Here is a 26,229-nt window from a genome sequence, read left to right as displayed (position 1 = left end):
CAGATACCGGCGTGCACGTAACACCCCACCACGGTGTTGCCCACGCGTCGCAGTGGATCGGGCCGGTCGAATTCGTTTCCAGCACACCCCAAGATGCCTGCGACCACATCATCGCACTGTCCCTGGCATCTGAGGGTCGGCACGTGCACCTCGCGAACGCGTACACGGTTGCGCTGGCCGACGAGTCGCCCGACTACCGCGCCACTCTCGCCGCTCCCGCACTCAATTTTCCGGACGGCAAGCCCATCGGATGGTTGTCGAAACTGCGTCGGCACTCGCCGCGGCTGCGCCAGGTGCGCGGTCCGCAACTCTTCCTGGATGTGTTCGATCAGGGTCGCTTTCACGGAATCAAACATTTCCTCCTGGGTTCAACCCCCGAGGTGCTGAGTGCCCTGCAGCGTGAGCTTACGGTGAAATTTCCCGGAATCAAGATCGTGGGGCTGGAAAGCCCGCCCTTCCGCGCGCTGACCACGGCCGAGCACCGCGACCAAGACGCTCGGATCGAGGCTACGGGCGCACAGATTGTCTGGGTTGGTCTGGGTACTCCCAAGCAAGACGTGGAGGCGCACCGCATTGCCGACGGGCTGCCGGTCGTCGCCATCGCGATCGGCGCGGCGTTCGACTTCGCCGCCGGCACTCTGCGGTCGGCGCCCGCGTGGATGACGCGCTGCGGTCTGGAGTGGACCTTCCGGTTCGCGCACGAACCCCGGCGACTGTGGAAAAGGTACGTGTTCGGCAACGCTCGCTTCATCAAGGCTGCCCTCGTCAATTCCGGTGCCAGACGGTCTGACGACGACTAGGTGTCCGGCATGAAGATCGCCATTGTTCATAGTTACTACTCCAGCCGTCAGCCCAGCGGAGAGAATGTCGTTGTCGACGCTCAGGCATCCGCTTTGAGCGAGTGGGGGTTCGATGTGCGCGTCGTCGCCGCGCGCACAGATGAATTGGAGACCAGCCGCGCCTATAAGTTGTCCACCGCCGTCACGGTGGCCACGGGGCGCGGCCCCTCACCCGTGCGTGAACTCGAGAATTTCGCACCGGATCTGGTGCACGTGCACAATCTTTTCCCCAACTGGGGCACGGCCTGGCTCAACCGCTGGCACGGGCCGCTCGTGGCCACGGTGCATAACTTTCGCCCCGTCTGTGCTGCGGGCACCCTCTTCAGAGACGGCGCGGAATGTACCCTGTGCCCGGCCACGAACACGTTTGCCGCGGTGAAGCATGCGTGCTATCGGGGCTCGAAGGTGGCCACGATTCCCTTGGCGATCCGCAGCCGCAACGGTGTGGCCGGCGACCCGCTCTTGTCGAGAGCGGATGCCGTAATCCTGTTGACAGAGCGAGCTCGCGGTCTGTACGAAGGCTTCGGGCTGCCGGCGGAGAAGATCTCCTTGATCCCCAACTTCGTGGACGACGTGGGGTTCACCCGTAGTACCCCCGGCACGGACTGGGTGTACATCGGCCGGCTCACGGAAGAGAAGGGCATCGCCAACCTGATCAAGCATTGGCCCGAGACGCACACGCTGCGCATCTACGGGGACGGTCCGCTGCGCGAGCACGTGGAGAGTGAGGCTCAGGCCCGCGGCAACGTGACCTACCTCGGGCGACTGGAGCACGACGCGGTTGCCGGCGTGCTCGCTGGCGCGCGGGGCCTGGTGTTTCCCAGCGAATGGGCCGAGGGCGGAATTCCGCTGTCCTACGTGGAGGCGCTCGCCGCGGGGCGAATGGTCGTCGCCATGGCGGGGAGCAGCGGAGCCGACGACCTCGAGGCCGCCGGCGCCGGCAGCATCTTTCGTGACTGGGCGGGGCTCGCGGCCGCGCTCGATGAGGCCTGTGCGCACTCCGAGGTGTTCGCGCGGCGCGCGCGAAGCCACTACGAAGAGAACTTCCGTCGCGAGACCTTCCTCCAGCGAACCGACGACCTCTATCGTCGACTCGTGGCTCACTCGCGGGCGGGGGCAACGCATGCGTAGGGTCGTCATTCTGCAGGAGTACATTCCCACCTACCGGGTACCCTTTTTCGAAGCCCTCCGTGCGCGCGCGGCGAAGGAACAGATCGACGTGGTCGTGGCCTGTGGCCGCCCCAACGGCGCCCAGGATCTGCGGGGTGACTCCAGCACCGTCGAGTTCGTGCAGCACCTTCCGCAGCGCGAGGTCTCGGTCTTCGGCCGGCGGGTCGTGTTCAGGCGGGTGTCGAAAGCCATTCGGGGCGCGGACCTGGTGATTCTGGAGCAGGCGCGGCGCAATCTGGATTCATACTGGCTGCTGGGCCCGGCGCGCAGGCGCACAACGCGCGTCGCCCTGTGGGGCCATGGCCGAGATTACACGCGGCGCACGAAATCCCTCGATCGAATCGTTCAGAGGTGGCTCACCCGGCGCGCGGATTGGTTCTTCGCGTACACGGAGGGCGGCGTCGCCGCGGTCACCGAACAGGGCTACCCGAGATCACGCACGACCCTCGTGCAGAACTCCATCGACACCACACGACTGCGCAAGCAGATCTCGGCCGTCACCACGACCGACACCGATTCCTTCCGCGCACGCCACGACCTGCGGGGCAAGACGGCCCTGTTCGTCGGGGCCCTCGACGAGTCGAAGCGATTGCCCTTCCTGCTCGAAGCCGCGAAGCTCGTTCACAACGAGGATGCCGACTTTCGTCTCATCGTGGCCGGAGACGGCGCCCTGCGTGACGAGATCGAATCATGGGCCCGCACCGAGAGCTGGGTCACGTACCTCGGGCAGGTCGGTGGCGACGCTAAATCCGTGGTGCTCGCATCCGCTCAGGTGATGGCCATGCCGGGCCGGGTCGGACTGGTGGCTGTGGACAGCTTCGCCGCGGCCACGCCGATCGTCACGACCGACTGGGCCTGGCACGCGCCGGAGAGCGAATACCTCGTCGATGGAGTCAACGCCGTCATCACCGCAGACGACGTGGGCAGTTTCGCCGACGCCCTCACGGAGACGCTCGCGAACGCCCCGCGGCTCGCCGGCTTCGCGGAGGCGTGCCAGGCCGGCAGCGAGCAGTACACGCTCGAGGCGATGGTGGAGAACTACGTGGCCGGAATACTGAGCGCACTGGAGGTGGAACGATGAAACTGCACGTGATCATGGCCTGCCACAATCGGCGCGACCTCACGGTCGGGGCCGTTCGATCTGCCGTTCTGGCCGCGAAAGCGGCCCATGTGGCCGTCGACTTCACGATCTACGACGACGGCTCCACGGATGGCACCGCCGAGGCGCTGGCGAATCTGGGGGCGCACATCACGGTGCTCTCCGGCGATGGCTCGGCGTTCTGGGCCCGCAGCATGGCGCGTGCCGAAGCGGATGTCTTGGCGCGCGTAGGCGCCGACGCTCGCCCCGACGACAGGATCGTCTGGCTCAACGACGATGTCATTCTCGACGAAACCGCATTTCAGGCCGTGGATGCGACAGGCCCCGACGCCGTGAGCGTGGGGGCCATGCGCGACGCAACCTCGGGTGAGATCACGTACGGCGGTCTCGTGAAGACGGGCTGGCATCCGCTCAGATTCGACGGAGTGAACCCGGGAGCGCAGCCGCTGCCGATTGACTCGTTCAACGGGAACCTCGTCTTCGTGCCTGTGCACGTGGCGGTTCGACTCGGTGGCATCGACGGAGAATACTCCCACGCGCTGGCGGACATCGACTACGGCCTGCGCTGCGGGCGAGGCAATATTCCCGTCTTGCTCCTGCCCTCGAGCCTCGGAGTCTGCGCCAGAAACCCGCCGGAACCCAACGACGGCGTGCGGCGTCAATGGAGGCGCTTCGTCGGTGTGAAGGGCGGTGGACATCTGTCGTCGTTGACGCGGATGGTGAAAAAGGGCGCGCCCAGGCAATGGCCGCTCTACGTTTCTGCCACGTACATCTTCTGGTGGGTGCGGCACCTGTCTGCGCCGCTGCAACAACGTCGAAGTGCGGTTCACAGTGGCCGATAGCGCGAACAGAATCCACGATTTGACCTCCCTCAGACCCCTCTACAGTGACGGCGACATGACGAAGACTCCCCGACGAACGCGAAGCGACTGCGGGGGTGCCCTGTGATCGTACTGCTGGCAGGAGGCCTCGGGGGAGTCCTCCTGATCGCCTACATGCTGTGGGCACTGAAGCGCTGGCCGGGGCTGGGGTTCGTTCTCATCGGTGGCGCCATTCTCGTGATGAAAGACACCCGTGGGCTCCCATCGCTGTCCGCTGGAGGGCTGACGATCGGTCTCTTCGACATCATGTCGATGGTCTTCGCGGCGGCCGCGGTGCTGAACTTCGTGACTGCGCGGCAACACGGAAAGCCCAGATCGCGCGCCTGGATGAGATTTGCCATGGGTTTCATTCTTGTCGCTGTGGTTTTTGCTCTGCTTCGCGGTGCGCAAGAATTCGGTCTCGCCCCGGCCGTCAATGAGGCGCGAACCTGGATCTACATTGCAGCGTGTGGTGCCTGGCTGGTCAGCGTTGATCCGCTCAGTGCTCGATTTGGGCGCAACATGGTGTTGCTGTCAGCAACCGTTGCAGTGGGGCTTGTTGTCGTCGCCGGCTATGGGATTGCCGTGAACGGGATTGGCTCCAGCGCAGAAGGCACCATCGACGCCGCTGGCAATGCGATCTCGGGAAGGCCGATCAATTCCGGTCAAGCCCTGGTTCTGGCCCTGTCCGGATTCGTCTTGCTTGCGGCCGCGGGGAAAACGGGAAACCGCTTCTACCGTGTTCTGGCGTGGGCCTCATTCTTCATCTGCGTGATTGTGCAGCATCGCTCCGTGTGGGCGGCGGCCGGTGTCGGAGCCCTGGCCTATTTTCTGATGGCAAGGCGCCGGGAGAAGTTTCACTTGGTGATCTTGGGGTCCTGCGCAGCCCTCATTCTGGCCGTCCTAGCCTCCTTTGGAACGTTTGATCAGATCCTTGCGTCCATCTTCACCTCCGCTGGCGATTCACGAACGTACGACGCCCGCATGCAAGGATGGGTGGCTCTCACGCAGGATGCATTCCGCTCATTCCAGACTGTGCTCTTTGGTTTTCCGTTCGGGCATGGGTGGGAGCGCGTGCAGGGCTCCGGCTACGTGAACTTCTCACCACACAATTGGTACCTCACAGTCTTTCTGCGAACAGGCCTTGTCGGCCTAGGCCTCTTCCTCGCAGTCATGGTGGCCGCGCTCGGCAAGTCGTTCAAGCTCCGGAACGATCCACCGGCTCTGGCGATCCTGGTCGCAACGCTCCTCTATATGTGGCCGTACAGTTTGGAATGGATTTCTATGCCCTTTGTCATTTGGGCGGCCTACTCCGCCTTGGTTCCACGGACCGGTGAGACTGATGGTCTGATCACCCCGGACAGTGCACGGAATCTGCTCAACACGGCACGATCAGGGGTGGCATGAACGACCGCGGTGAAAAGCTATCCGTGCTGCACATAATGGGGCCTCTGCAGCCGAGCGGGATGGAGCGAATGTTCATCTCCACTGGGAAGCACTTTTCGAACGAGAACATAATCAACAGCATCCTGGGCCAGGGAGAAACGCATCCCTTTGCGGATGACCTGCGTCAGGCGGGCTACGCCGTGCATGTGCTGCCCAACATCGACCTGTCTCGGCGCAGCCGCAAGTCTCTGCGTGACTTGGTGAAGGCTCGTGAAATCGACGTCGTGCACGTTCATACGGAGAAGAACTACCTGCAAACCGTCCTCGCCTGTCGCCTGGCCTTGGGCCCGCGCGGCAAGGTCATTCGCACAGTGCACAACGTGTTCATGGCCACAGGGTTCTGGAGGGTCAAACGCTTCGCGCAGGCGCTTCTCGCTGATCGCCTGGTTTTCGCACTCATCGCGCCCTCTCCCGATGTGGCTGCAAACGAGCGCACGCTTGGCCGCTCGGCCCAGGTCATCTACAACTGGGTAGACGATCGATACAGTGAACTCGCATCGCTCCGGAGTGGTCGGAAGGCGAACGAACAGCCTCTGGCCCTCATCGTGGGCAATTGTTCAGACATCAAGAATCACTCACGGGCACTTCGCGCAATCTCCGCGACGAATCATCACCTGATTCACTTCGGAAACGAGGCGGGGGCAAGCCAGGAGGAGATTGACCTTCTGAATGCACTTGATCTTCAGCATCGGCTGGTCGGCCGAGGAACGCACGCGCCAGACGACGCGCTCAAGGTGGCCGACTACTACGCCATGCCCAGTCGAAACGAAGGCATGCCCGTGGCCTTGGCGGAAGCCCTGGTGTCCGGTGTCCCGGCTTTCGTCTCCGATGCGCCTGGCCTGCGCTGGGCGAAAGGGCTTACCGGGGTAACCTGCCTGGCGGAAGATGATGGTGCATGGATGCATGCACTCCAGTCGGGCAACGTGGGTGCCACGGTAGCTGGAGCAGGGTCCGTCGACTTCTCGGCAGCGCGAGGAGCCCGCCAGTATGCGGATATCTACCGAGCAGCCAGCACAGTCAAGATTGCTTCGCTGCGGCGCACCGCTGCTCCGAAGCTCGCCCGAGTCACGTCATCCGTCGGCGCAGCCGGCGATGAGAAGGAGTAGTAGTTGCACATCGCCATTGTTGGACCAAGCAACCCCAGCGAGTTCGCAGCAGATCTGGATTCCGTAACGTCGTTCCCCGCCGGCATGGGAGGAATACCTGTCAACGGGCTGGTTCGCTCGCTGTTGGACCTTGGTCACAGGGTTTCGTTGATCACGGCCTCTCCGGGCGCGACGACGGTCTGGAAAGCACAGGGCCCGATGCTGACCATCGTGGCCGTTCCCTTTCGCGTGCGTGCCAGGAATCGGGCCCTGGACTTCTTCAAGGTGGAACGCAGGGCGCTTGCCCAGGCGCTCCGTGAGTGCGACGCCGACGTATTCCACGCCCACTGGACCTATGAATTCACGCTCGCGTGCATTGACGCTCGAGCTCAGCCTCTGCTCGTCACCGCTCATGATGCCCCGTTCACCATCCTGCGCCACATGCCTGACAGCTATCGAGTTTTCCGAACGCTCATGGCGCTGCGCGCGCGGATCTCCATCAAGAACCTGACCGCGGTCGCTCCGTACCTGGCGCAGCGTTGGGAAAAGGAGATGTGGTTTCGTCGACACATCACGGTGATCCCCAACCCCATCCCGCAGCTAGTCCTCCCCGACCTAGAGGCTCTCGGCCATCCAGTCATTCTGGATGTCGCGGATGGGTCGGCTCGTAAGAACGTCAGGGTTCTGCTGCGTGCCTTCGAGTTGGTCCGAGTCGAGTTTCCGCTGAGCGAATTGCGCTTGGTCGGGAACGGCCTGGAGGCAGGGGGCCCGTTGGCAGTATGGGCGCAGGGAGAAAACCTGGGGCATGGCGTGGCCTTCCTGGGTTCCTTGGACCGCACGGAAGTGGCCCGGCAGTATGCAGAAGCGACGATGTTCTGCCACTCATCCCTGGAAGAGGCGCAGCCGATGTGTCTCCTGGAAGCAATGAGCGCAAAACTTCCTATCGTCGCCGGTGTGCGCTCGGGTGGCGTCCCGTGGACCCTTTTCGAGGGCGAGGCCGGAATCCTTGTTGATGTGAGTGCTGTGGATGCTCTGTCGAAGGGAATCCTCCAGACCTTGACGAGGCCCGAAGACGCTGCAGCCAGAGCCGACCGGGCAGTTACGTTGATGGGTGCGCGGTATTCGCCGGAGATAATTGCCCAGCAATACCTCGGCGAGTATGCACGCATTACTCAGACGGCGGCAGCCGACAGTCGGCCCTCACAATCCACGGTGGCCGGATGAGCCAGCGATTGGCCCGCGTTCTCTTGGTGCCCAATGAGAGTGCAGAACACCCCCAGCGGTCGAGCAGGCTGGGTCTGGCGCGCCTGGAAGCGGCGGGGGTGATCGAGGCCGCGGACGTATGCAGCCTGCAGCTCCGCAACCTCCGCGATGGCCCGTCGGCGGCGTTTCATGAATTGAGCACACGAGTTGCGGAGTTCAAGCCCACAATCGTGCTGTTGCAGCACCCCGTTCGATCCGGTCTCGACGCGCGCTCGTTGTCTCTCCTGCGGAGCGTGCATGACTTCACACTGGTTTACCACGAAGGAGACCCGTACGGCAGGTTCACGCATCGCCTACCTGCGGCTGCGCGTGCCGCAGCGAAGGCTTCCGATGTGGCGATGACCGTGGGGTCCGGTCAGTTTCGCCGCAATCTCGAACGCGCTGGTGCCAAGGATGTGCGGTGGGCGCCCCATCGCTACGATCCGGACAGTTTTGGGTACTTTCCTATTAATGCGGACCGGCCTTACGACTTCGTCATGATTGCGAATCGGAGCACGCCGCGATTCGCCTTCCGGGCGCTGCCGGGGGCCCGCCAGCGGCTTGAGCTTGTCGAGCGGATGCAGGAGAAGTTCGGCTCGAGGTTTGCCATTTTCGGTGCGGGCTGGGAAGGGCCTTCTGCCCAGGGAAAGGTTCCGTTCTGGCAGCAGGAGGAGGCCATCTCGTCCGCCTGGATCAGCGTGAACTGGGATCACTACCCGAATGAGGCGGACTATTTCTCGAACCGGCTGCCGATTTCCTTGGCTGCAGGCTCGATCCACATCACCGGGCGCCACCCTGGATACCGGGAATACTTCACGGATGACCTTCCGTTCCTGCGTTTCGCCGACTCGCCAGAACACCTTGTCGCCGTGGCTGAGGAGACCTTGGCGGGAACTTCTGAGGATCAGCGGTTGTCCGCCATTCATGCTGGCCGGCTGTGGGTCGATGCTCGCCTTCGCGCTGACACACAGCTGGTCGAACTCCTCAATGCCGGCGGTGCGCAGATAGACGAGGCCGCGGGTGTCGAAGCCCGTCGACTTGACGTCGCCACGTTGACAGCCCACTAGCGAATCCGGCAGAGAAGAGGAACGAGAACAAAATGGCCAACGTAGTGGGACTCATCGGCGGACTCGGCAATCAGCTGTTCCAGTATTCATTTGGCCGTTGGCTCGAGATGCGTACGGGAACGCCCACGCAGTTTGACCTGTCGGCTTATCGTGGCAGGCCAGATTATCTGGGGTTGGCGGAATTCGGCTTCAATCTGGGCAAGCCACTCAAATCCGTCTCGAAACTTCCGTTCCCCGGGGGTCGTTTTCCTCGCGCAGCCCGAGGTGTCAGGCAGATCATTGGACCGGCGCGGGTTCGTTTCGAACGCGAGTTGCACGGTCTCCCGAGCGCCCTCCAAATGACGAAGCGCTCGTGGTATTACGGGTACTGGCAGCATCCGCACATGGTGCGCGAGGTGTTGGGATCGCTACAAGCAGATTTTGAGGCCCGCACCGTGGGCGACAACCTGCCTACCACACGCATTGCAGTGCACGTTCGGAGGGGGGACATGGTCGTCCACAGCGCCATTTTGGGCCCGGACTACTACGCTCGCGCTGTGCGTGAACTTCGAGAGGCCCATCGCCTCCCAGCGTCAGAGCCCGTGACGATCTTCTCCGACGATCCGCAGTGGTGCAGAGACAATCTGGAATTGCCGACCGCTCAGTACCCAGAGCCACTCACGGCTGCCGGCGACCTGGCCGCTCTCGCACAGCACGAATTCCTGGTGCTGTCAGGCAGCACCTTTTCCTGGTGGGCCGCCAGCCTCACCCACCGCGCTCCCGATTCGGTCGTGGCTCCTGACCCGTTCGTTCCTCGTCAAAAGCTGCCCCTGGACATGGAGGGGTGGCTGGCCGTGAGTCGCTAGAGAGGGCATCGGGAAGCTCGTCTAGTTCGTTTTGTTTACCAGGGGGTCTGATGATTGCTTCGCCGAATACTGACCGATCGCCGGCTCGGCCACGAATGGAATGGATGGACGCCCTTCGAGGATTGTCCATCATCCTCGTTGCGACGGGTCACGCGCTCGCGTCCAGTTTCCATGACACCGGGGTGGTGCCTCCGCCGGCGGTTGAATTCTTCCTGTCCATCACAGGCCCGCTCCGGATGCCCCTCATGGTCTTCCTGTCCGGAATGCTGGTACCGCGCGCCCTGACGAAGGGTGCACAGCGCTTCGTGGCGGGCAAGGTGAAAGCCGTCTTGTGGCCCTATTTTGTGTGGTCTTTGATCTTCATCCTGCTCCTGTACCTGATGACTGCTGCGGGAGGAAGCGGATTCGGGTGGGGGCTCTTCGGGAGAATCTTCTACAGCCCCATAGAACACCTGTGGTTCCTCGCGTACCTCTTCATCTACTTCATTCTTGCGTTACTGATGCGATCCTTGCCCGCGTATGTGCCCGTCCTGCTGGCTGCCGCTGCCTCGGTTGTTGCTTTCGGCAGTGCCTGGCAAGAGTTCACGACTCTGGCGCTGTTCTTCTCCCTCGGAGTCTCGTCCGCGGTGTACACGAATGCCTGGACCAAGATGATTCAGAGTCCGCTCGTTCTAGGAACTACCACCGCTGTCGCCGCTTCAGCCCTCGTTGCGCTTGCGATCCTGCCGGGAGTAGCGAGCTACCAACCTCAGTACAGTCTCGTTGTCCTGCTGGGAATCGTCTCCGTCTGCGCCATCGCGTCCCGATTTGATCTCCCCGGCGGTTGCAGGGCTCTGAAGTCGATTGGCCGGGATTCGCTCACCTTCTACATTGTGCATATGCCAGTCCTACTCATCTTCACGACCGTCGCTCGGCAAGCGGTCCCCGGCTATCCTCTCGCCGTTCTGGTCTTGTCTCTGGTTGTGTCCTTGGTCGTCAGCGCTATCGTCTGCCGCATGCGCAAGTTCACTCTTATTGACGGCCTCTTCGTCCTGAGGCTTCGAAAGCGTTCATCCAAGGGGCGTGAGGCCCGGGTGCCGGCCGTCGTGTGATCGAATCACGTCCTGAACATTTCGCTCCTGGTTCAATCCACCCTCGCCGGGAACTGTCGTGCCCTCAGGCGCCGTTCCAACGGCATTTCGACCCACTGATAGACCAAGCCGGAGAAGCCGATCGCCATGATCACGACAGCGCCGGTTATGCCGTACCGAAGGGCCTCGTTGAGAGTGTCGGGCAAGATTCTCGCAGCCGCCGCGAGAAGGAAGGCATGTGTCAGGTAGAGGGCAAATGACCACTTGCCCAAAGTCACGAGCCAAGGACGCATGAAAAAGGTGACATGGCCATCCAGCTCCCGCCGTGCCGCAGCGGCAATCAGAAGTGCAAAGAACGGGACCATCACGAGTGACGCGAGGTCGTTAGGCAGCACGCTCATGGGGAGGCGAGCAAATGGACCGACGTGCAGAGTAATAGCCGTACTGAGGGCATTTACGGCTGCGAATGCAACGAGAACGCCCAACACTGCCCAACGCATGGAAATTCGTGGCCTCCACCCTTTCGAGACTGCATGGGCGAGACAGATCCCGATCGCGAATTCCCAGAGTCGATAGAGCGGGTTTACATAGAGAATCCCGACAGTCGGGCCGTCTCGGAGTAGGACGTGTAAAACGACTGCGAGCAGGACCGCTGCAACATAAATCACTGCCATGAACTTGACCGTGCTGGCGACGGTCATCCGCTTGACTCGGGGGACGAGAAAAGGGAACACCGCGTAGAAGAATGCCTCGCACGCGAGCGACCAGCTGGGTCCGTTCATGCCGAAATAAACCGATGACACGGGAACCCACGATTGCAGAAGAAGCAACGTCACTATCATCACCGGCGCGGATTCGGGTGTGCCGAAATAGGCGAACCGGAATTTGTCAAGGTGGATGAGGCCAGTGGGAGTTTAGGCGGCTAGTTCGAGCCCTTCATTCTCGATAGGTTTGGGGGCTGGTTTATTGATCCATGCCGTCTTGGGAATGGACAGGATCTGCGGCGCCTTGTTGGTGCTGAATCGCTCTGGGAAGCGTGCGCGTGCCGCGTCCAGCGTCGCTGCCCGTTCGATGGCCTTCGCCTCGGCGAGGCCGTAATGAACGTCTGCTGGCGTGTTGAGGCCGATCCCGGAATGGCGATGCTCGTGTGAGTATTTGATGCCTTGAGAGCCACCCGATCGTGCGGTTCAGAGCCACCGTTCGTGCGGAAGAGAGCCAGTGGTGGTCCGGCTGGGAGCCACTGGCTCTCTTCGCCGGTTCGTTAGGCGCTGGTGAGGGCCGCTTGCTCTCTCATGTTGTAGGTGCCGGTCTCGACCCAGACAGTGTTGTGGATGATGCGGTCCATGATCGCGTCGGCGTGAACCCCGGAGCCGAGTCGCTGGTGCCAGTCCTTCTGCTGATACTGGGTGCAGAACACCGTCGAGCTCTCGCCATAGCGACGTTCCATCAGCTCAAGCAGCATGCCGCGCATCGATTCCGTCGGGCGGTCAAGCAACCATTCATCAATGACGAGCAGGGTGAAGGAAGCATATTTGCGCAAGAACTTCCCGCTGCCGCCGGTGGTGTCTTGGGCGGCCACCCAGGCTTCCTCGAGGTCGGGCATGCGGACGTAATGAGCGCGGATGCGATGCTCGCAAGCGCGTTTGGCGATCGCGCAGCCCAAATACGACTTCCCCGATCCGGTGAACCCCTGAAACACAACGTTCTGCTGCCGGGCAACGAACGAACACGTCCCGAGCTGGGCCAGCAGCTGCCGGTTCAAGCCCCGCTCGTCGAGCAGGTCGATGCGGCGGAGATCCGCGTTGGGATAACGCAACCCCGCCCGCCGGATCAGCCCGGCGACCTTCGAGTGCGTGAAGGCGGAGTAGGCGTCATCGACGACCAACCGGACCCGCTCTTCAAACGACAAACTGATGCTCAGCGTCTCGTCTTGGGTGTCGATCGCCGCGAGCAACTCGCCAGCATTCATCTCCCGCAGCTTGCGCTTGGTCTCTGTGTCCAGCGGACTCATCGGGTGCCTCCGGCGTAGTAGGCGCTGCCGCGGACGTAGCCACCGTCATCGGGTTCCGGCTTGTCAGGGACGTGGCCAGTTTTGTCTTGTCCGGTGTCGAGGATCGGCCGAAGGTGCGCATACCTCGGCGAGCGGATCGGACCTCGCAAGGCCAGTGCGCAGGCGGCCTCGACCCGAGTCGGCGAGAACCGGCGTGACAGCCGCAACACTGCCAACGCCGGGTCGTAACCGGCCTCCTCGATCGACGCAGCTTCAAAGATCTTCCCGATCACTGTGACCGTGGCAGGTCCCATCCGGGCCGCCCACTCGTCGATCCGGGTCCGATCCCAGGCCTGAAAGCTGCGGCCCTCGGGCAGGTCCGCGTCGTTTGTCTGATGCTGGTTCGTCGTGCTTGCTGGCAGCAGCAGGTGACTGGTCAAGCGTTCGTCGTTGCGATAGACCTCCAGCATCGTGTCCGTGACGCGAAGGTCGACCTGAGCGCCGATGTGGCGGAACGGAACGGAGTAGAAGTTCCTCGCCCAGACCACGTGAGCGTTCTTGTTCACTTTGCGCTTGTAGGTCCACGTGCTGATCTCGAACGGGGCCGCCGGTAACGGTTGCATCAACGGCTTCTCCTCGGCGGTGAAGACACTCAACCGGGACCCGTCCCGTTTCTGGAACGGCTGGCGGTTGTAAGCATCGATTTGCTCGTAGATCCGGACCCGCAGCTCGGGCAGGGATGTGAACTGCTCCTGCCTGAGGCTAGCGATGACCCAGGTCGCGACATGCGAAACTGTGTTCTCAACGCTCGCCTTGTCCTTAGGTGCCCGGACGCGGCCCGGCAGCACCGCGGCAGAGTAGTGCGCAGCCATCTCACGGTAGGCGTCGTTGAGAACGACCTCTCCCTCTCGAGGGTGAGAGATCACCCCAGTCTTCAGGTTGTCGGGGACCAGGCGCGGGACGCTGCCGCCGAAGAAGGAAAACATCGCCACGTGGGCGCGCAGCCACGACTCCTGCCGCATATCCAACGTGGCCTCCACGAAGGCGTATCGGCTGAACGGCAGGCACGCGACGAACAAATACACCTTTGAGATCTCGCCCGTCGTCGGGTCCAGCAGCTGCATCGTGGGCCCAGACCAGTCAACCTCGATGCTGCGGCCGGCCTTGTGACCCACGCGCGACGTCGCGCCCGAGACGGCAGCGAAGTCGCCATAGAGCCGACAGAACCGGTCATAGCTCATCACCGCCTGCGCCTGACCCGATGTGTCGACGTACTCTTGGTGCAGCAGCTTCAACGTCACCCCGACCCGGGCTAGTTCGGTGTGCACCCGCCCCCAATCCGGCTGCGCGAACACGGACTCGTGCACTCCACGGCCGGGAAACAACGCCGTATAGACCTCGGCCTCCGGCATCTCCTCGACGTCGTCCCAGCCGAGGCCGAGCCTGTCCGCCGTCTCGAGCACGGTCTGGACGCTATTGCGGGCGATGCCCTGCGCCGACGCGATCGCTCTGCCCGACAAGCCTTGGTTGCGTAACTGCAAGACGAGTTTCGCCTTGATCTTCCGTACCATTACCGGTACTCCTTCCATCACGTGGCCCTCACGTGATGGAAGGAGCTTTTCAGGTGGCTCTCAACAACACCAACTGTGGCTCTGAACGACACGATTCATGGTTTGGTACAGCGGCCTTCACAGGCACCACCCCCGGCTCCCTCGGAAGCCAATATTCACGTGGTTGTAGCCGTCGACGAACGAGGCCATGAACGTCTTCGCGTCGGCAAGGGAGCCGAAGCGTTCGGGGAACGTCGGAGCGAACTTCAGGGTCTTGAACCAGGCCTCGCTGTAGGGATTATCGTTACTCACCCGAGGCCTCGAGTGCGATTTGGTGACCTCCAAGTCAGACAACAGCGCCGCGACGGTCTTGGACGTCATCGACGTGCCGCGGTCGGCGTGAACGACCTGAGGGACGCCGTGAATGCCGAAGATCTCCTTCATCATCTCCACCGCCAGCTCGCCGGATTCCGACGCGTGAACATAGGCGCCGACGATGTAGCGGGAGTAAATATCGATCATCACGTAAGCATCGAAGTACTTGCCCTTGATCGGGCCGGCGAGTTTCGTAATATCCCAGCTGAGTACCTGGCCGGGTCCCGTCGCCGTCAGTTCCGGGATCGCCCGGGCAGGATGGCGCGCCTGGCGGCGGCGGTCCTTGACCTGCTGATTCTCGTTCAACACCCGATACATCGTTGATATGGAGCACAAGTACGTGTCCGCGTCGAGCAGTTGGGCGTAGATCTGGATCGGTGGCAGGTCAACGAACGGCTGTGAATTGACGACGTCAAGGATCTCGCGGCGGCCTTCATCGCCGATCTTGTTCGCCGGAATCGTCGCCGGCCGGGCCACGGGAATGCGTCGTTTCCTTGTGGCTGTCGCTCGAGGGATCCCGACCAGGTCGGCCGCGACGCGAGTCGAGATCCCTCGACTGGCCAGTTCGCGGTACGCGGTCATTACGGCTTCGTGTGCGGTGTTTCGTCCCGCGAGCTCTTCGAAAGACTTTCGAGTAGCTCGTGCATTTTTGACATGATCTCCAACGCCACCCCCGTCGTTTCCAACCGCTGCTCGGTCTTGCTCAACTGGCGGCGCAGCCGGGCGATTTCAGCTTGCTCCGGAGTTAACCGGCCAATCTTCTCGCCGGGCTTCTTCCCCGCGAGGACACCAGCGTCACGCAGCTTTCGCCACTCGGTGATCTGCGAGGAGTAGAGCCCTTCGGTGCGCAGATAAGTGCCGCCCTCGTTGTTCTTGATGGCCGTGTCATACGCGGCGAGGTACGCAAGCTTCTGCGCTGGGGTGAACGACCTTCTCGAGGTCGGACCACCAGCTCGGGGTCCGGGACTACTCATATGACTATCGTCGCGCACTGCGCTCAAAGACGGACTGGACATGGTGATGATTCCTGATTCTCGCCCTACGTCAAACGGCGGACTTGCTCTGAGGTACTGGCCTCACCCAACCCTGACACGTAGGGAACAGAGCCCCCGCCGCAATCCACGTAAGAAAATGCAACGGAAAAATGCGTGCGAAACGGTTTTGGTAGAACTTTCGGTTCGGGAGCGATGACTTTCGTGACCAGGTCAGTACGAATCCGGACAGAATAAAGAAGAAACTCACCCCCACCGCACCCATGCCAAAGGCGCGCGTCACGAGCTCACCGGGGTGCAGCATGTGAGTAGCGTGCATGATGACGACAATGAGGGCCGCGTAGAATCTCATGCCGGTCAATCCTGAGAGCAGGGGAGCTCGATGTAGTTCCGGCAGATCCAGTCTCGTGCTTGTGTTGGGCTGAGCCGGCACAATATTCATCGGATCTCCAGTGGCATGATTTCCTTCTGCACCAGGCTTTCCCGAATCACGGGTGCGATTCGACGCGCGTACTCTGCCGTCATGTGGCGCCCGTCCATCTTGGAGACGGTGGTTCCCACGAAGCTGGGACACAGCTGCCTCTGACAAAACCACTCGCTGGAGTCCAGGTAGGTCTGATTGAGCTCTTTGGCGAGATTTCGTTCTGTCGCAGCCCAGGCGGGTGACACTGAACTGACGCAATCCAAGGGGACACTTGTGCCGGTGTAGCAGGAATGGATGTCTTCGTCGCCAGGAGGGCCCGGAAGGAACACGAGTTTCACGGGGCCCACGATTTGACCCAGTACCGACTTGACGGATTCTGACGAACCAATGCCGGAGACGAAGACGATGTCTGGCTGCACCCGATTGATCGCGTTTGTGGCGTCTTGGAGGCGGGTTGCGCAGCCTTCAACGGAGTCGGAGGCCACGTCTGCTGGGTCCATGAACGGGCAGCCGAACATGCCATACGAGATGAGGTCCCAGTCACTATCCGTGCCGATCGCGGTGCGGAGGGCTTCGACATAGGTCATGCTGATGGAGTTGCCAACGGTCATGGCGGTATGCGTTGCCTGCGGATCTCCCCAAGTGCAACGACTCTCGTCGACCGGGTGCGTTCCGCACCACATGACGTCGGACGGAGCCTGAGCGCTCACCATGGCAACGTCCAAGGTGGGAGAAAGGCTCGGCCACGAGGTGGCCTGAAGTGCCGTTGAGATTTCTGCCTGCAGACTCTTCAATTCGGGCGGACTGTCATCGACCGGCAGATCTGTCGAGAGGGAAGACCCAGCAGTGTCGGGGGCCGGAAGGGTGACGCTCGACGCCGGAGGCTTCTGCAAGGCAATCGCCGATGCAGCCAACGCTCCCGTGACGAGCACTGCCAGGCTGAGAACCATCAGTTTGTACCCAAAGGAAGGAGTCACTGGACGTTTGTTACGTCGCGCACGAGCGCGGCCGTTCGCGGTCCTTCTGCCCGATTCGAGCCACTTGGACCGTCTGATCGGATCCTCGACGAGATGAAATGTGTAGATGGATGCCAGGAGAAAGACCGCGGCGAAGAGGAGCTGCTGCACGGGGCCCTCACCGAACAGTGACGCACCGATCACGATGACGGGGAAATGCCACAGATATAAGGAGTACGAGATATCTCCGAGGTACGTACTCACTCTGTTAGTGAGAGGCCAGAGAAAACGCAATTCCCCACCGGTTCCCGCTGCGATCACGAGTGCTGCCGAGAAGACGGGCAGAGCGGCCCATGGCGCCGGGAACCCGTCGTCGGCGCCAATAACGAAGACCGCCACGAGAATTCCCACGAGGCCGACCCAGGCGAGCACGGGTCGCGCCCAATTCGGGATCAGCGCAAGCTGTGCGGAGCCGACAGCGATGAGTGCGCCGACGCCGAGTTCCCAGGCGCGAGAGAAGGTCGAGAAATACGCGACCGTTGGGTTCGTGGCGGTCTCCCAGACGCTCCAGACAAACGAAAGGAGAACGATGAGCGCAAGAGCGCTTCCCACAAGGGCGTGCGAGTACCGTGACGTCAGACCTCGATATCTGGCCAGGACGAAGATCCCGATCATGAGCCAGGGCCAGATGAAGTAAAACTGCTCTTCAACAGCGAGAGACCAATAGTGCTGAAGCGGCGAAACTGGGCCTGCGGACTGAAAATAATCTGTGCCAATCGACGCGAAGCGCCAGTTGCCGGCAAAGAACGCTGACCACAGTGAATCGACAAAGACAGCCTGTGCACGTGCCGAATTGAAGGCCAGGAAGGCAGCAATTGCTGTGACGACCAGAACGATCGTTGAGACCGGCAGGATTCTTCGGATTCGCCGACGATAGAAGTTGGGAAACGAGATTCGACCCGTGGTGGCGTTCTCGCGGAGCAACAGCCCTGTGATGAGAAACCCACTAATCACAAAGAAGACGTCGACACCGATAAAGCCGCCGGTGGGCCAGCCGAGCAAGTGGTCGAGAATGACGGCCACGACGGCAACCATTCGCAGCCCCTGTATGTCGGGACGATGTTTGTTTGGTCCAACAGCGGTCTTCGTTACCGGCGACGTCAGAAAAGTGGCTTGGTTAGTCATGCGTGTTCCCCCAGAGGTGCGATGCGTAGTCCCGAGATGGAGTTGCTCTTACGCCGCGCTGCGTCTCGTGGACGAGTGAACCCGGAGGGATCAGCCAGCCAATATCCCCGATTATGACGGAGCTGCACACGGCCCCGCCATACCCCAAGGGGGGACCCGGCGGGCAATTTGGCTTTCTCATTACCTTCACTCCCGGAGAACCGGGTGCTGGTCTTCAGTTGAATACTGTGACGTCTCTGACCGGGAGTGACTCAGTGATGACGGCCCTGAACTTTTCGCTCCAGGCCTGAGCCGCCGCCGAATTCAAGGTGAGCGCCGCGGAAGTTGAGGCATGCAGCGACAGAGCGGCTTCGAGCTGCGCTCGGGGCGATGAGCGGGGGACCACCCGCAGATTGGAGTCTTTGCCGATCTCAATGCCGCGGTTATCGACCGCCAGAATCAGGCTCGGTCGTGCGAGCTGGCTGGCCCGTACGCCGGCGTGCAGGCGCGTTCCCACGTAATCCCGCCCCTTCAAGGCGGATTCCAATGCGGGGAGCCCGCGGCCGGTCACTAACGAATTCGTGGGCAAATCGAACTTGGCCAGATATGCCAAGTCATTATCGCCCTGGGGCCAAATGTGCACGAGGTCGTACCGTTGTGACAGCAATCCAAGGATTGCCGTGTCTTGGGCCAGATCGGGTTTATAGTCGGTCACCGTGAAGACGCACTCGCCGGAACCGGTCAAGGGCTCGAGCCGTTCCGGGAGCTTCCACATGGTGGGGCAGTTGGTGTTCACTGCCGGGATACCGAGAGATTCGAGTTTTACCCGCGTGTATTCGTCCCTCGCAGCGACCTCGATGGCTGGATGAACAAGCCCCGACAGGAGCTTTCGCGCCCTCCGAGACACACGGTTTTGATATTGCCACCAGCCGACACCGAGGAAGACGATCTTGCCTTCATAAGCACTTATCGTGGCCTTGTCCAGCGGCCACTGGCCGTACTTTCCCAGCTGAGCGGACAGGATGTTTGTGCCTGTAAGAACGAGAGCGGCAGCGTTCTCGGCTATGGCCAGCTCCGAGGCGCGGGGGAGTCGGTGGGTTGGAACTCGTGGAAGGTCCAATAGCTCCGGAAAAAGGGCGGTGATGGAGTTGACGATAATTCCGTCCCCATCGTTCGTGGAGTCCAAAGACGTGTCGAGAAGAGCAAGCGATGACATTTTTTCCCTAGGTGTTATCAAGAAGGCACAGCGTGGTGACGGAGTTTTAGAAGACTCCGTATTCTCGGGCGATGCGGAATGGGGGGAGCTTTTCCCGGAGCCTCCACAAAGCCCACGTACTGAGGAGGACCGCTGTTGTCACGATGGAGATTCCCCACGGAAGCGGTGCTTCGTGGAGGAGCCAGACGCTCGCCGCCGATGCAGCAGCGATGACCAACATGGCGGCGACGGCTGAACCGTAGTGGCGGAGGAGGCGAGAAACGTTGAGGTACCCGGTTCGGGAACAGAACACGATATGGAACACATGTTGAACGCCAAAGGCCAGAAAGATAGTGACCAAGACCGGTGTCCAGTCCTTCGTGGCGACTGTGATACCGGCAGCGGCCACCTGGATGATGACAAGTGCCGCCTGAGTTGCCCAGATCAGCTTGAAACGGCCCAAGGCCTCAATGGCGCTGCCCAGAATGATGACGATCATCTGAACGGCGGCCGCCATGGCCAGCACCGGCACGAGTGCCGCAACCCCCTCCCACCCCGGACCGAAGAGGATCGGCACCAAAGACGGAACCACGACGGCCACCAGTGCGCCGAGCGGGAGAGCGACCCATGCGACCAGGCCCAGTAGGTCAGGCCACGTGTTGTAGGCGCGTTTCGGTGACGAGATATCGTGCCGGAACTCCGGATACACAGCCTGAACCATCGCGGTTTGCAGCTGGTTAAAGGGAACTGACGTCAAGACATCCGTGCGGTTCCACACGCCGAGCGTTGACGCGCCCAGGCTCACCGTCACTCCGTACTTGCCGGCGTTGCCGCTCACGTAGGAGAGCAGTCGTGCCGCCGTGAGCTTCCAACTGAATGACAGGTCATGCAGGGCCTCAGCGAAGTTCCATCGGCCGACGAGCAGCCGGGTATAGAGCACGAAACCCACGAGCACGACCGCCGACTGGGCGATGATGGGCGAGATGAGCAGTGACGAGGGGGTGCGCCAGATCGACACCGCGAAGGCGCCGATCAGCATCCCCACGATGTTGCAGACGAACACGAGAATGGCGAGCTGGCGAAAAGAGCCGAGCCGTCGCATCATGCCCGTTACGAGCCCGAACAGGGGACCGGTCAGGGCCATCAGGCTCATCCACCGAACAGGCCCCGCCGCTTCGGGCGTCTGCCAGATGGCTGCCCAGAAGTCTGCGGTGAGAAAGAGGGCGATCGCACCGACGATCCCCAACATCGAACCGTACGCGGACAGGCCGCGGGTGCGTGCCGATGCGAGCTCGGTCATACGGCCGGCAGCCTGGCCGAGACCGCCGTTTGCGAGCAGGCTGACGAAGGCGCCGACTGTGAGCGCAACGCCGTACGTTCCGAACCCCTGGGCGCTCACGGCGCGGGTCGTGACGGCCGCATAACCGAACTGCAAGATCACGGTGGAAATTTGAGCTCCGTAGTTCCAAACGGCCCCGTTGATCAGTGCTCTGGATTTACTCAAGCAAGTTCCGTTCGATGTTCGTTTTGGTTCGGCCGCACCGGCGCACTCGTGGCCACGAGGAGAATCATAGGCGCTGTGGCGATGACGATTCTCGCCCGTTCTGGGGGCATGAGGCCGGCCCGCAGCATCCGTTGGCGAAGGCCTGTGTCAGCCTGACGCATTTGCCCCCCAGACGAGTTACATCAGGCTATGACTGGCCTGTCGCGGTGCGTGCGGCGATTTCAGGTCACTTTGCGGACATCCCTCCGAGTCCATAAGCTCAGGGTCAAAACCAGAAACAGACGGTATCGACGTGCGGTCGAAAACCCGGCACGACACCACCGGAACCTATCGGAGAACATCACATGGCCAAGCGTGCTTTTATTACCGGGATCACCGGACAGGACGGTTCGTACCTCGCCGAATTGTTGCTCGGTAAGGGTTACGAGGTTCACGGTTTGATTCGTCGTGCGTCGACGTTCAATACGTCGCGTATCGATCACCTGTATGTCGATCCGCATGACACGACAGCGAAGTTGTTCCTGCACTACGGGGACCTGAGCGATGGCTCGCGCCTGTCGACGCTGCTCGCGGAGATCAAGCCCGACGAGGTCTACAACCTGGCCGCGCAGTCTCACGTGCGGGTGTCGTTCGATGAGCCGGAGCACACCGCTGACACGACGGGCATGGGCTCGATTCGTCTGCTGGAGGCTGTGCGGATGTCGGGGATTCACTGCCGGTTCTACCAGGCGTCGAGTTCGGAGATGTTTGGGGCGACGCCGCCGCCGCAGAACGAGGAGACCCCGTTCTACCCGCGCTCGCCGTATGGTGCCGCGAAGGTGTACAGCTACTGGATTACGAAGAACTACCGTGAGGCGTACGGGATGTTCGCGGTGAACGGTATTTTGTTCAATCACGAGTCGCCGCGTCGAGGCGAGACGTTTGTGACGCGGAAGATCACCCGCGCTGTCGCGGCGATCAAGGCCGGCAAACAGGACCATGTGTACCTCGGTAACCTCGATTCGGTTCGTGACTGGGGTTACGCCGCCGAGTATGTGGAGGGTATGTGGCGCATGCTGCAGGTGGATGAGCCTGAGGACTTCGTGCTGGCCACCGGCGGCAATTTCACGGTGCGGGACTTCGTGCAGACGGCGTTCGAACATGCGGGCCTGGAGTGGGAGGAGCACGTGCGGTTTGACGAGCGGTACCTGCGCCCCACCGAGGTGGATGCCCTCGTCGGTGACGCGTCGAAGGCCGAAGCGAAGCTCGGCTGGAAGGCCACCGTGGACACCGCGGAGTTGGCGCGCATCATGGTGGACGCCGATATCACCGCGCTCGGTCACGCCGGTGGTCGGTGGATCGACGAGGTCAAGCTTGCAAGCTGGGGAACCCAGGAACCCGCCGCCGCGGTGCGAGACAGCGCGCTGGTCTCATGACGCTGACGACGCCGACCTCCGATTCCCGCGACCAGGTGGACTTCACGTCCGGCCCGCTTGAGCGCACCGGCACGTTTTACGTGGCCGGGCACCGTGGCCTGGTGGGGTCCGCTATTTGGCGGCGCCTGCACGCCGAAGGGTTCACCGATCTGGTCGGCCGGTCATCGGCGGACCTGGATTTGAAGGACCGTGACGCGGTGTTCGCGTTCTTCGCCGAGACGAAGCCGCGCTACGTGGTGTTGGCGGCGGCGAAGGTGGGCGGCATCCTCGCCAATGACACCTATCCGGTCGATTTCTTGAGCGACAACCTGCGCATTCAGGTGAACGTGCTCGACGCGGCCCTGAAGTACGGCGTGGAGCGACTGTTGTTCCTCGGGTCGAGTTGCATTTATCCGCGGCTCGCGGCCCAGCCGATTCGGGAGGATTCCCTGCTCACCGGGCACCTCGAGCCCACAAACGACGCCTATGCGATCGCGAAGATCGCCGGGATTTTGCAGATTCAGGCGGTGAGGCGTCAGTACGGGTTGCCGTGGATCTCGGCGATGCCCACGAACCTCTACGGCCCGGGCGATAACTTCTCGCCCGCCGGGTCGCATGTGTTGCCAGCGTTGATTCGCCGGTACGACGACGCCGCGAAGAATGGCGCGAGCTCGGTGACGAACTGGGGCACGGGCACGCCGCGGCGGGAGTTCTTGCACGTGGACGACATGGCCGAGGCGTGCCTGCACCTGCTGGAGCACTACGACGGACCCGAGCAGGTGAACGTGGGTACCGGGCGTGACGTGACCATTCGGGAGATTGCGGACACGATCGCCCAGGTGGTGGGGTTCACCGGCACGACCGAGTGGGACACCGACAAGCCCGACGGCACTCCGCAGAAGCTCCTCGATGTCTCCAAGCTCGCCGAGGCCGGCTGGACCGCCCAGATCGACCTGACGGCCGGCCTGCGCTCCACAGTTGAGTGGTACCGCGACCACGCCGACACCATCCGCCAGTAGCGGAAGCTTACCGCCGCCGATCTGGCGGCCCTGATTGGATATTCGGATGGTCTCTCACCACCCCGCTGCCCCCGACCCGCGCCGCCGCGCCCGTCGTCGACAGATGATCGTGCGCGGGGCGGTGGGGGTGCTCGTCGTGGTGTTTGCCGGTGCCGTGTGGGTGGGGGTGCGCGGCAGCATGGCCAAGACCGAGCTGGAAAGCGCCATCCCGTTGGCCTCGGCGATCAAGGGGCAGGTGCTCAGCGACGACCCCGAATCGGCGCAGGCATCGGTGGAGCAACTGGCCGAGCACGCCTCGCGTGCCGCGGCCCTGACGAGCGATCCCATCTGGCGCGCCTTCGAAGTGGTGCCGTTTCTGGGCACCAACCTCACCGGGGTCAGGGAAATCGCCGCCGTCGTCGACGACGTGTCGCAGAACGTGGTCGGGCCGCTCGCGACCATCGCGGGCGCCCTGGACCCGACGGTCTTCCGGCCGGTGGACGGTGCAATCAACCTGGATCCGCTCGTGGCAGCGCAGCCCCGGATTGCCTCGGCGCACACGGCGCTCGTGAGGGCGGAGAGCAATGCGCTCGCAATCGACACGACCCGCACGCTTTCCGTGGTGCGAGACGCCGCGCAGCAGCTGAGCACGACGGTGACGGACACTGCCGTGAGTGTGGGGGCGCTCAATCGCGCGGTGGAGATCGTTCCCGCCATGCTGGGGCACGCCGGCCCGCGCAACTACGTGCTGCTGTTCCAGAACCCGGCCGAGCTGCGGTCCACCGGCGGCATCCCGGGGGCCCTGGCGCTCATCCACACCGAGAACGGGCGGATCGAGTTGGCGCAACAGGCCTCGAGCACCGACTTCCCCCGCCATGACGCCCCGGTGATCACCCTGCCCACGGACACGCGGAGCATCTACGGCGATGTGACGGGGCAGTTCGTTCAGAATGTGAACCTCACCCCGAACTTTGCGCTCAGCGGCCAGATCGCGCAGCAGATGTGGAACCTGCGCTTCGGGCTGCAGGCCGACGGTGTGATTTCGGTGGACCCCGTGACGCTGAGCTACCTGCTGCGAGCCACCGGTCCGATCACGCTGCCCACCGGCGAAGTGTTGACCGCCGACAACGCCGTGCAGCTGCTGCTGGGCGACGCGTATGAGAAGTACGAACCCATCCAACAGAATGACTTCTTTGCCGGCGCCGCCGCGGCCGTCTTCACGGCGGTGTCGGGCGGCGACGTCGACCCCGTCGCCCTGATCGAGGCGCTCGGGGAAGCGGGCGGCGAACACCGCGTGCTGGTGTGGAGCGCACACCCCGACGAGCAAGCCGTTCTCGCCGACACCACCATCGCCGGTGGGCTGCCGGTGAGCACTGCCGCCGAAAAGACCTTTGGTGTGTACCTCAACGATGGCACGGGTTCGAAAATGGATCTCTACCTTGACGTGCAGTACGCCGTGGGGCGGAAGACCTGTCGCCAGGACAAGCGGCCCACATTCGGTGTGGACGTCACTCTCACCAACAGCGCGCCCGCCGACGCCGCACTCTCCCTGCCGCTCTACGTCACGGGCGGAGGCGACTTCGGCGTGCCCCCGGGCAACATCAAGACGATGGTCTCGGCCTACGGCGCTCCCGACATGGACAACCTCGGCCTGACACGCGACGGCGCCGTGGTGCCGTATCACCCGGCCACCGACGGGGGATACCCGGTGAGCACACTCGACGTGGAGCTCGCGCCGGGGGAGAGCACCGTGCTGCGCTTCGAATGGCTCGGCGCCGAGCCGTTCGACGGTGACCTCACCGTGCAGAGCACGCCGCTGATCAATCTGCCGGAGACGCAGGAGTTGGCCGCGCGCTGCTGAACCCCGCTCAGATCGGTTCGGGGAGCGCGGAATTCCGCCCCCCAATCCGGGGCGCAGACGCGTGGTTGCAGCGGCCCGGGCGCCTGGCGCGCATTCTGAAATGACGCCGCGCTCGGCAGCGCGGGGGTCGGTGATGGGGGTCACGGCTGGCCAGGCGCCCCAGGCGAGCCGAACAACACTTGAGACAAGCTCAGTCCCGGTCATAGCCCGCGACTGCGTGCCCAGCCCCACGGCATCCGCTCGCTCAATCGCCCGGAACGGCGGGAGACGGCGCGCAAAACGGGGGGTCGAAACGTGGCTATCCGTGCGCCGGAACCACGCGAAATATCCGGCATTTCGGGTGGCCCCAGCATGCACAAAGCGACTGGATAACCGCTGGGAACGTCCCTATGCTGACGATCAGCTTCACTCGAAGTGAGCCAGTGTCGGCGAAACCATCAATCCAATCCCAAGGGGACCACTATGGCAAAAAAGGCCTTCGCCGCGATCGTTCTTGCGATCCTGGCTATTTTCGCAGTGCCGTCTGCAGCTAGCGCTGCCGGCTACGTTCCGGTCATCAACATCACGATCGTCGGAAACGCCACCGCTGGTGGCACTGTCAACATCATCTTCAACATCGGATCCTTCACCCCCGGTGAGACCGTCTCCTTCGGCGTCAACGGCGCCGGAACCGCAACTCTCGGCAGCGTTCAGGCCGCGAACGTCTCCTCCACCAAGGTCGCTTCGACCGAGGGTGGAACCAACGTGCAGGTCACGCTTCCGAAGAACGCTTCGGGTTCGTACAACGTGACCGCAACCGGCCTCACCTCCGGTGTCGTGGGTACCGCAACCATCACCACCATCGCTGCTGACAGCGTGAGCAACACCGGCCTGGCCAGCACCGGATACGAAGCACCCGTGCTTCTCATCTGGAGCGCAGCCGGCGCACTGCTGCTCGGCATCTCGCTGGTCGTCGTTCTCACAATCGTTCGCCGCCAGCGCGCAACTGCGTAGCACTCTTCGGGTGGCTTCTTCCGACACTGTCGAGGTCGCTGAGAGATCACTAGCGTGAAACAGGGCCCAGGGCACCAGCCCGGGGCCCTGTTTTGTGCGTGCGGGCACCC

General features: G+C 62.5%; 21 protein-coding genes and 1 pseudogene. 14 read left to right on the top strand and 8 right to left on the bottom strand.

The genetic code is table 11. From position 1 onward, the window contains the following. Positions 1-11: 11 nt before the first annotated feature. From BJ997_RS21805 to BJ997_RS14540, 10 genes are all read left to right on the top strand, one after another. Complete coding sequence (locus BJ997_RS21805) at positions 12-800, top strand: WecB/TagA/CpsF family glycosyltransferase (protein WP_221243974.1); 789 nt, start codon at positions 12-14, stop codon at positions 798-800. Positions 801-809: 9 nt separating this feature from the next. After that, a complete protein-coding gene (locus BJ997_RS14580) occupies positions 810-1,970 on the top strand; it encodes a glycosyltransferase family 4 protein (RefSeq protein WP_152602046.1) in 1,161 nt (386 codons plus the stop codon). Continuing rightward, a complete protein-coding gene (locus BJ997_RS14575) occupies positions 1,963-3,090 on the top strand; it encodes a glycosyltransferase family 4 protein (RefSeq protein ID WP_052541867.1) in 1,128 nt (375 codons plus the stop codon). Before BJ997_RS14580 ends, BJ997_RS14575 begins: the two co-directional genes overlap by 8 nt. Beyond that, on the top strand, positions 3,087-3,950 hold the full coding sequence (locus tag BJ997_RS14570) for a glycosyltransferase family 2 protein (protein ID WP_052541868.1): 864 nt from the start codon (positions 3,087-3,089) through the stop codon (positions 3,948-3,950). The genes BJ997_RS14575 and BJ997_RS14570 overlap by 4 nt, the downstream gene beginning before the upstream one ends. A 102-nt stretch (positions 3,951-4,052) precedes the next feature. Then, positions 4,053-5,375, top strand: a complete 1,323-nt coding sequence (locus tag BJ997_RS14565) for an O-antigen ligase family protein (RefSeq protein ID WP_035834735.1) — start codon at positions 4,053-4,055, stop codon at positions 5,373-5,375. After that, positions 5,372-6,520 (top strand): glycosyltransferase, encoded by a 1,149-nt coding sequence (locus BJ997_RS14560; protein ID WP_084140984.1) that lies wholly within the window; start codon positions 5,372-5,374, stop codon positions 6,518-6,520. The genes BJ997_RS14565 and BJ997_RS14560 overlap by 4 nt, the downstream gene beginning before the upstream one ends. A gap of 3 nt (positions 6,521-6,523) precedes the next feature. Continuing rightward, positions 6,524-7,723, top strand: coding sequence for a glycosyltransferase family 4 protein (locus BJ997_RS14555; protein WP_152602047.1), 1,200 nt, complete (start codon positions 6,524-6,526; stop codon positions 7,721-7,723). A 377-nt stretch (positions 7,724-8,100) separates the two neighbouring features. After that, entirely contained in the window at positions 8,101-8,808 is a 708-nt protein-coding gene (locus BJ997_RS14550; protein WP_420827199.1) for a glycosyltransferase family protein, read from the top strand. Between the two features lie 32 nt (positions 8,809-8,840). Then, a complete protein-coding gene (locus BJ997_RS14545) occupies positions 8,841-9,653 on the top strand; it encodes an alpha-1,2-fucosyltransferase (RefSeq protein WP_035834741.1) in 813 nt (270 codons plus the stop codon). 104 nt (positions 9,654-9,757) lie between these two features. Further along, positions 9,758-10,744, top strand: coding sequence for an acyltransferase family protein (locus tag BJ997_RS14540; RefSeq protein WP_052541870.1), 987 nt, complete (start codon positions 9,758-9,760; stop codon positions 10,742-10,744). A 32-nt stretch (positions 10,745-10,776) separates the two neighbouring features. On the opposite strand, the gene BJ997_RS14535 is transcribed toward BJ997_RS14540, so the two are convergent. The 8 genes and pseudogenes from BJ997_RS14535 to BJ997_RS14495 all read right to left on the bottom strand — a co-directional run bounded on the left by BJ997_RS14535 (position 10,777) and on the right by BJ997_RS14495 (position 20,873). Continuing rightward, positions 10,777-11,559, bottom strand: a complete 783-nt coding sequence (locus BJ997_RS14535) for an acyltransferase family protein (protein ID WP_221243973.1) — start codon at positions 11,557-11,559, stop codon at positions 10,777-10,779. Positions 11,560-11,984: 425 nt separating this feature from the next. Further along, positions 11,985-12,734, bottom strand: a complete 750-nt coding sequence (locus tag BJ997_RS14530; protein WP_035840942.1) for an ATP-binding protein — start codon at positions 12,732-12,734, stop codon at positions 11,985-11,987. Next, on the bottom strand, positions 12,731-14,284 hold the full coding sequence (gene istA, locus BJ997_RS14525; RefSeq protein WP_183323570.1) for an IS21 family transposase: 1,554 nt from the start codon (positions 14,282-14,284) through the stop codon (positions 12,731-12,733). The genes BJ997_RS14530 and istA overlap by 4 nt, the downstream gene beginning before the upstream one ends. A 153-nt stretch (positions 14,285-14,437) precedes the next feature. Continuing rightward, a pseudogene (locus tag BJ997_RS14520) lies at positions 14,438-15,612 on the bottom strand (DDE-type integrase/transposase/recombinase); the annotation flags it as partial. A 70-nt stretch (positions 15,613-15,682) separates the two neighbouring features. After that, positions 15,683-15,982, bottom strand: a complete 300-nt coding sequence (locus BJ997_RS14510) for an acyltransferase family protein (RefSeq protein ID WP_221244209.1) — start codon at positions 15,980-15,982, stop codon at positions 15,683-15,685. A gap of 86 nt (positions 15,983-16,068) precedes the next feature. Then, entirely contained in the window at positions 16,069-18,195 is a 2,127-nt protein-coding gene (locus BJ997_RS14505) for an acyltransferase family protein (protein ID WP_084141454.1), read from the bottom strand. 214 nt (positions 18,196-18,409) lie between these two features. Next, on the bottom strand, positions 18,410-19,390 hold the full coding sequence (locus BJ997_RS14500) for a polysaccharide pyruvyl transferase family protein (RefSeq protein WP_035838103.1): 981 nt from the start codon (positions 19,388-19,390) through the stop codon (positions 18,410-18,412). Positions 19,391-19,436: 46 nt separating this feature from the next. After that, complete coding sequence (locus tag BJ997_RS14495) at positions 19,437-20,873, bottom strand: oligosaccharide flippase family protein (RefSeq protein WP_084141451.1); 1,437 nt, start codon at positions 20,871-20,873, stop codon at positions 19,437-19,439. 344 nt (positions 20,874-21,217) lie between these two features. Between BJ997_RS14495 and gmd the strand changes: the two genes are divergently transcribed. From gmd to BJ997_RS14475, 4 genes are all read left to right on the top strand, one after another. Next, positions 21,218-22,288: a GDP-mannose 4,6-dehydratase gene (gene gmd, locus BJ997_RS14490; protein ID WP_035838100.1), complete on the top strand. Its 1,071-nt coding sequence runs from the start codon at positions 21,218-21,220 to the stop codon at positions 22,286-22,288. Continuing rightward, positions 22,285-23,286: a GDP-L-fucose synthase family protein gene (locus BJ997_RS14485; protein ID WP_035838097.1), complete on the top strand. Its 1,002-nt coding sequence runs from the start codon at positions 22,285-22,287 to the stop codon at positions 23,284-23,286. Before gmd ends, BJ997_RS14485 begins: the two co-directional genes overlap by 4 nt. 46 nt (positions 23,287-23,332) lie before the next feature. Continuing rightward, positions 23,333-25,126 (top strand): DUF4012 domain-containing protein, encoded by a 1,794-nt coding sequence (locus tag BJ997_RS14480; protein ID WP_035838095.1) that lies wholly within the window; start codon positions 23,333-23,335, stop codon positions 25,124-25,126. 462 nt (positions 25,127-25,588) lie between these two features. Continuing rightward, positions 25,589-26,119 (top strand): hypothetical protein, encoded by a 531-nt coding sequence (locus BJ997_RS14475; RefSeq protein ID WP_035838093.1) that lies wholly within the window; start codon positions 25,589-25,591, stop codon positions 26,117-26,119. The last annotated feature ends 110 nt before the right edge of the window (positions 26,120-26,229 follow it).

The organism is Cryobacterium roopkundense, assembly GCF_014200405.1.
Taxonomy (GTDB): domain Bacteria; phylum Actinomycetota; class Actinomycetes; order Actinomycetales; family Microbacteriaceae; genus Cryobacterium; species Cryobacterium roopkundense.
This window is presented reverse-complemented; position numbering and strand designations above follow the sequence as displayed.

Coding starts and splice junctions, on each gene's coding strand:
- BJ997_RS14575 (WP_052541867.1), top strand. CDS start 1,963: ATGCGTAGGGTCGTCATTCTGCAGGAGTACATTCCCACCTACCGGGTA.
- gmd (WP_035838100.1), top strand. CDS start 21,218: ATGGCCAAGCGTGCTTTTATTACCGGGATCACCGGACAGGACGGTTCG.
- BJ997_RS14570 (WP_052541868.1), top strand. CDS start 3,087: ATGAAACTGCACGTGATCATGGCCTGCCACAATCGGCGCGACCTCACG.
- BJ997_RS14505 (WP_084141454.1), bottom strand. CDS start 18,195: ATGACTAACCAAGCCACTTTTCTGACGTCGCCGGTAACGAAGACCGCT.
- BJ997_RS14550 (WP_420827199.1), top strand. CDS start 8,101: ATGACCGTGGGGTCCGGTCAGTTTCGCCGCAATCTCGAACGCGCTGGT.
- istA (WP_183323570.1), bottom strand. CDS start 14,284: ATGGTACGGAAGATCAAGGCGAAACTCGTCTTGCAGTTACGCAACCAA.
- BJ997_RS14560 (WP_084140984.1), top strand. CDS start 5,372: ATGAACGACCGCGGTGAAAAGCTATCCGTGCTGCACATAATGGGGCCT.
- BJ997_RS14485 (WP_035838097.1), top strand. CDS start 22,285: ATGACGCTGACGACGCCGACCTCCGATTCCCGCGACCAGGTGGACTTC.
- BJ997_RS14580 (WP_152602046.1), top strand. CDS start 810: ATGAAGATCGCCATTGTTCATAGTTACTACTCCAGCCGTCAGCCCAGC.
- BJ997_RS14545 (WP_035834741.1), top strand. CDS start 8,841: ATGGCCAACGTAGTGGGACTCATCGGCGGACTCGGCAATCAGCTGTTC.
- BJ997_RS14510 (WP_221244209.1), bottom strand. CDS start 15,982: ATGAGATTCTACGCGGCCCTCATTGTCGTCATCATGCACGCTACTCAC.
- BJ997_RS14500 (WP_035838103.1), bottom strand. CDS start 19,390: ATGTCATCGCTTGCTCTTCTCGACACGTCTTTGGACTCCACGAACGAT.
- BJ997_RS14475 (WP_035838093.1), top strand. CDS start 25,589: ATGGCAAAAAAGGCCTTCGCCGCGATCGTTCTTGCGATCCTGGCTATT.
- BJ997_RS14480 (WP_035838095.1), top strand. CDS start 23,333: ATGGTCTCTCACCACCCCGCTGCCCCCGACCCGCGCCGCCGCGCCCGT.
- BJ997_RS14530 (WP_035840942.1), bottom strand. CDS start 12,734: ATGAGTCCGCTGGACACAGAGACCAAGCGCAAGCTGCGGGAGATGAAT.
- BJ997_RS14540 (WP_052541870.1), top strand. CDS start 9,758: ATGGACGCCCTTCGAGGATTGTCCATCATCCTCGTTGCGACGGGTCAC.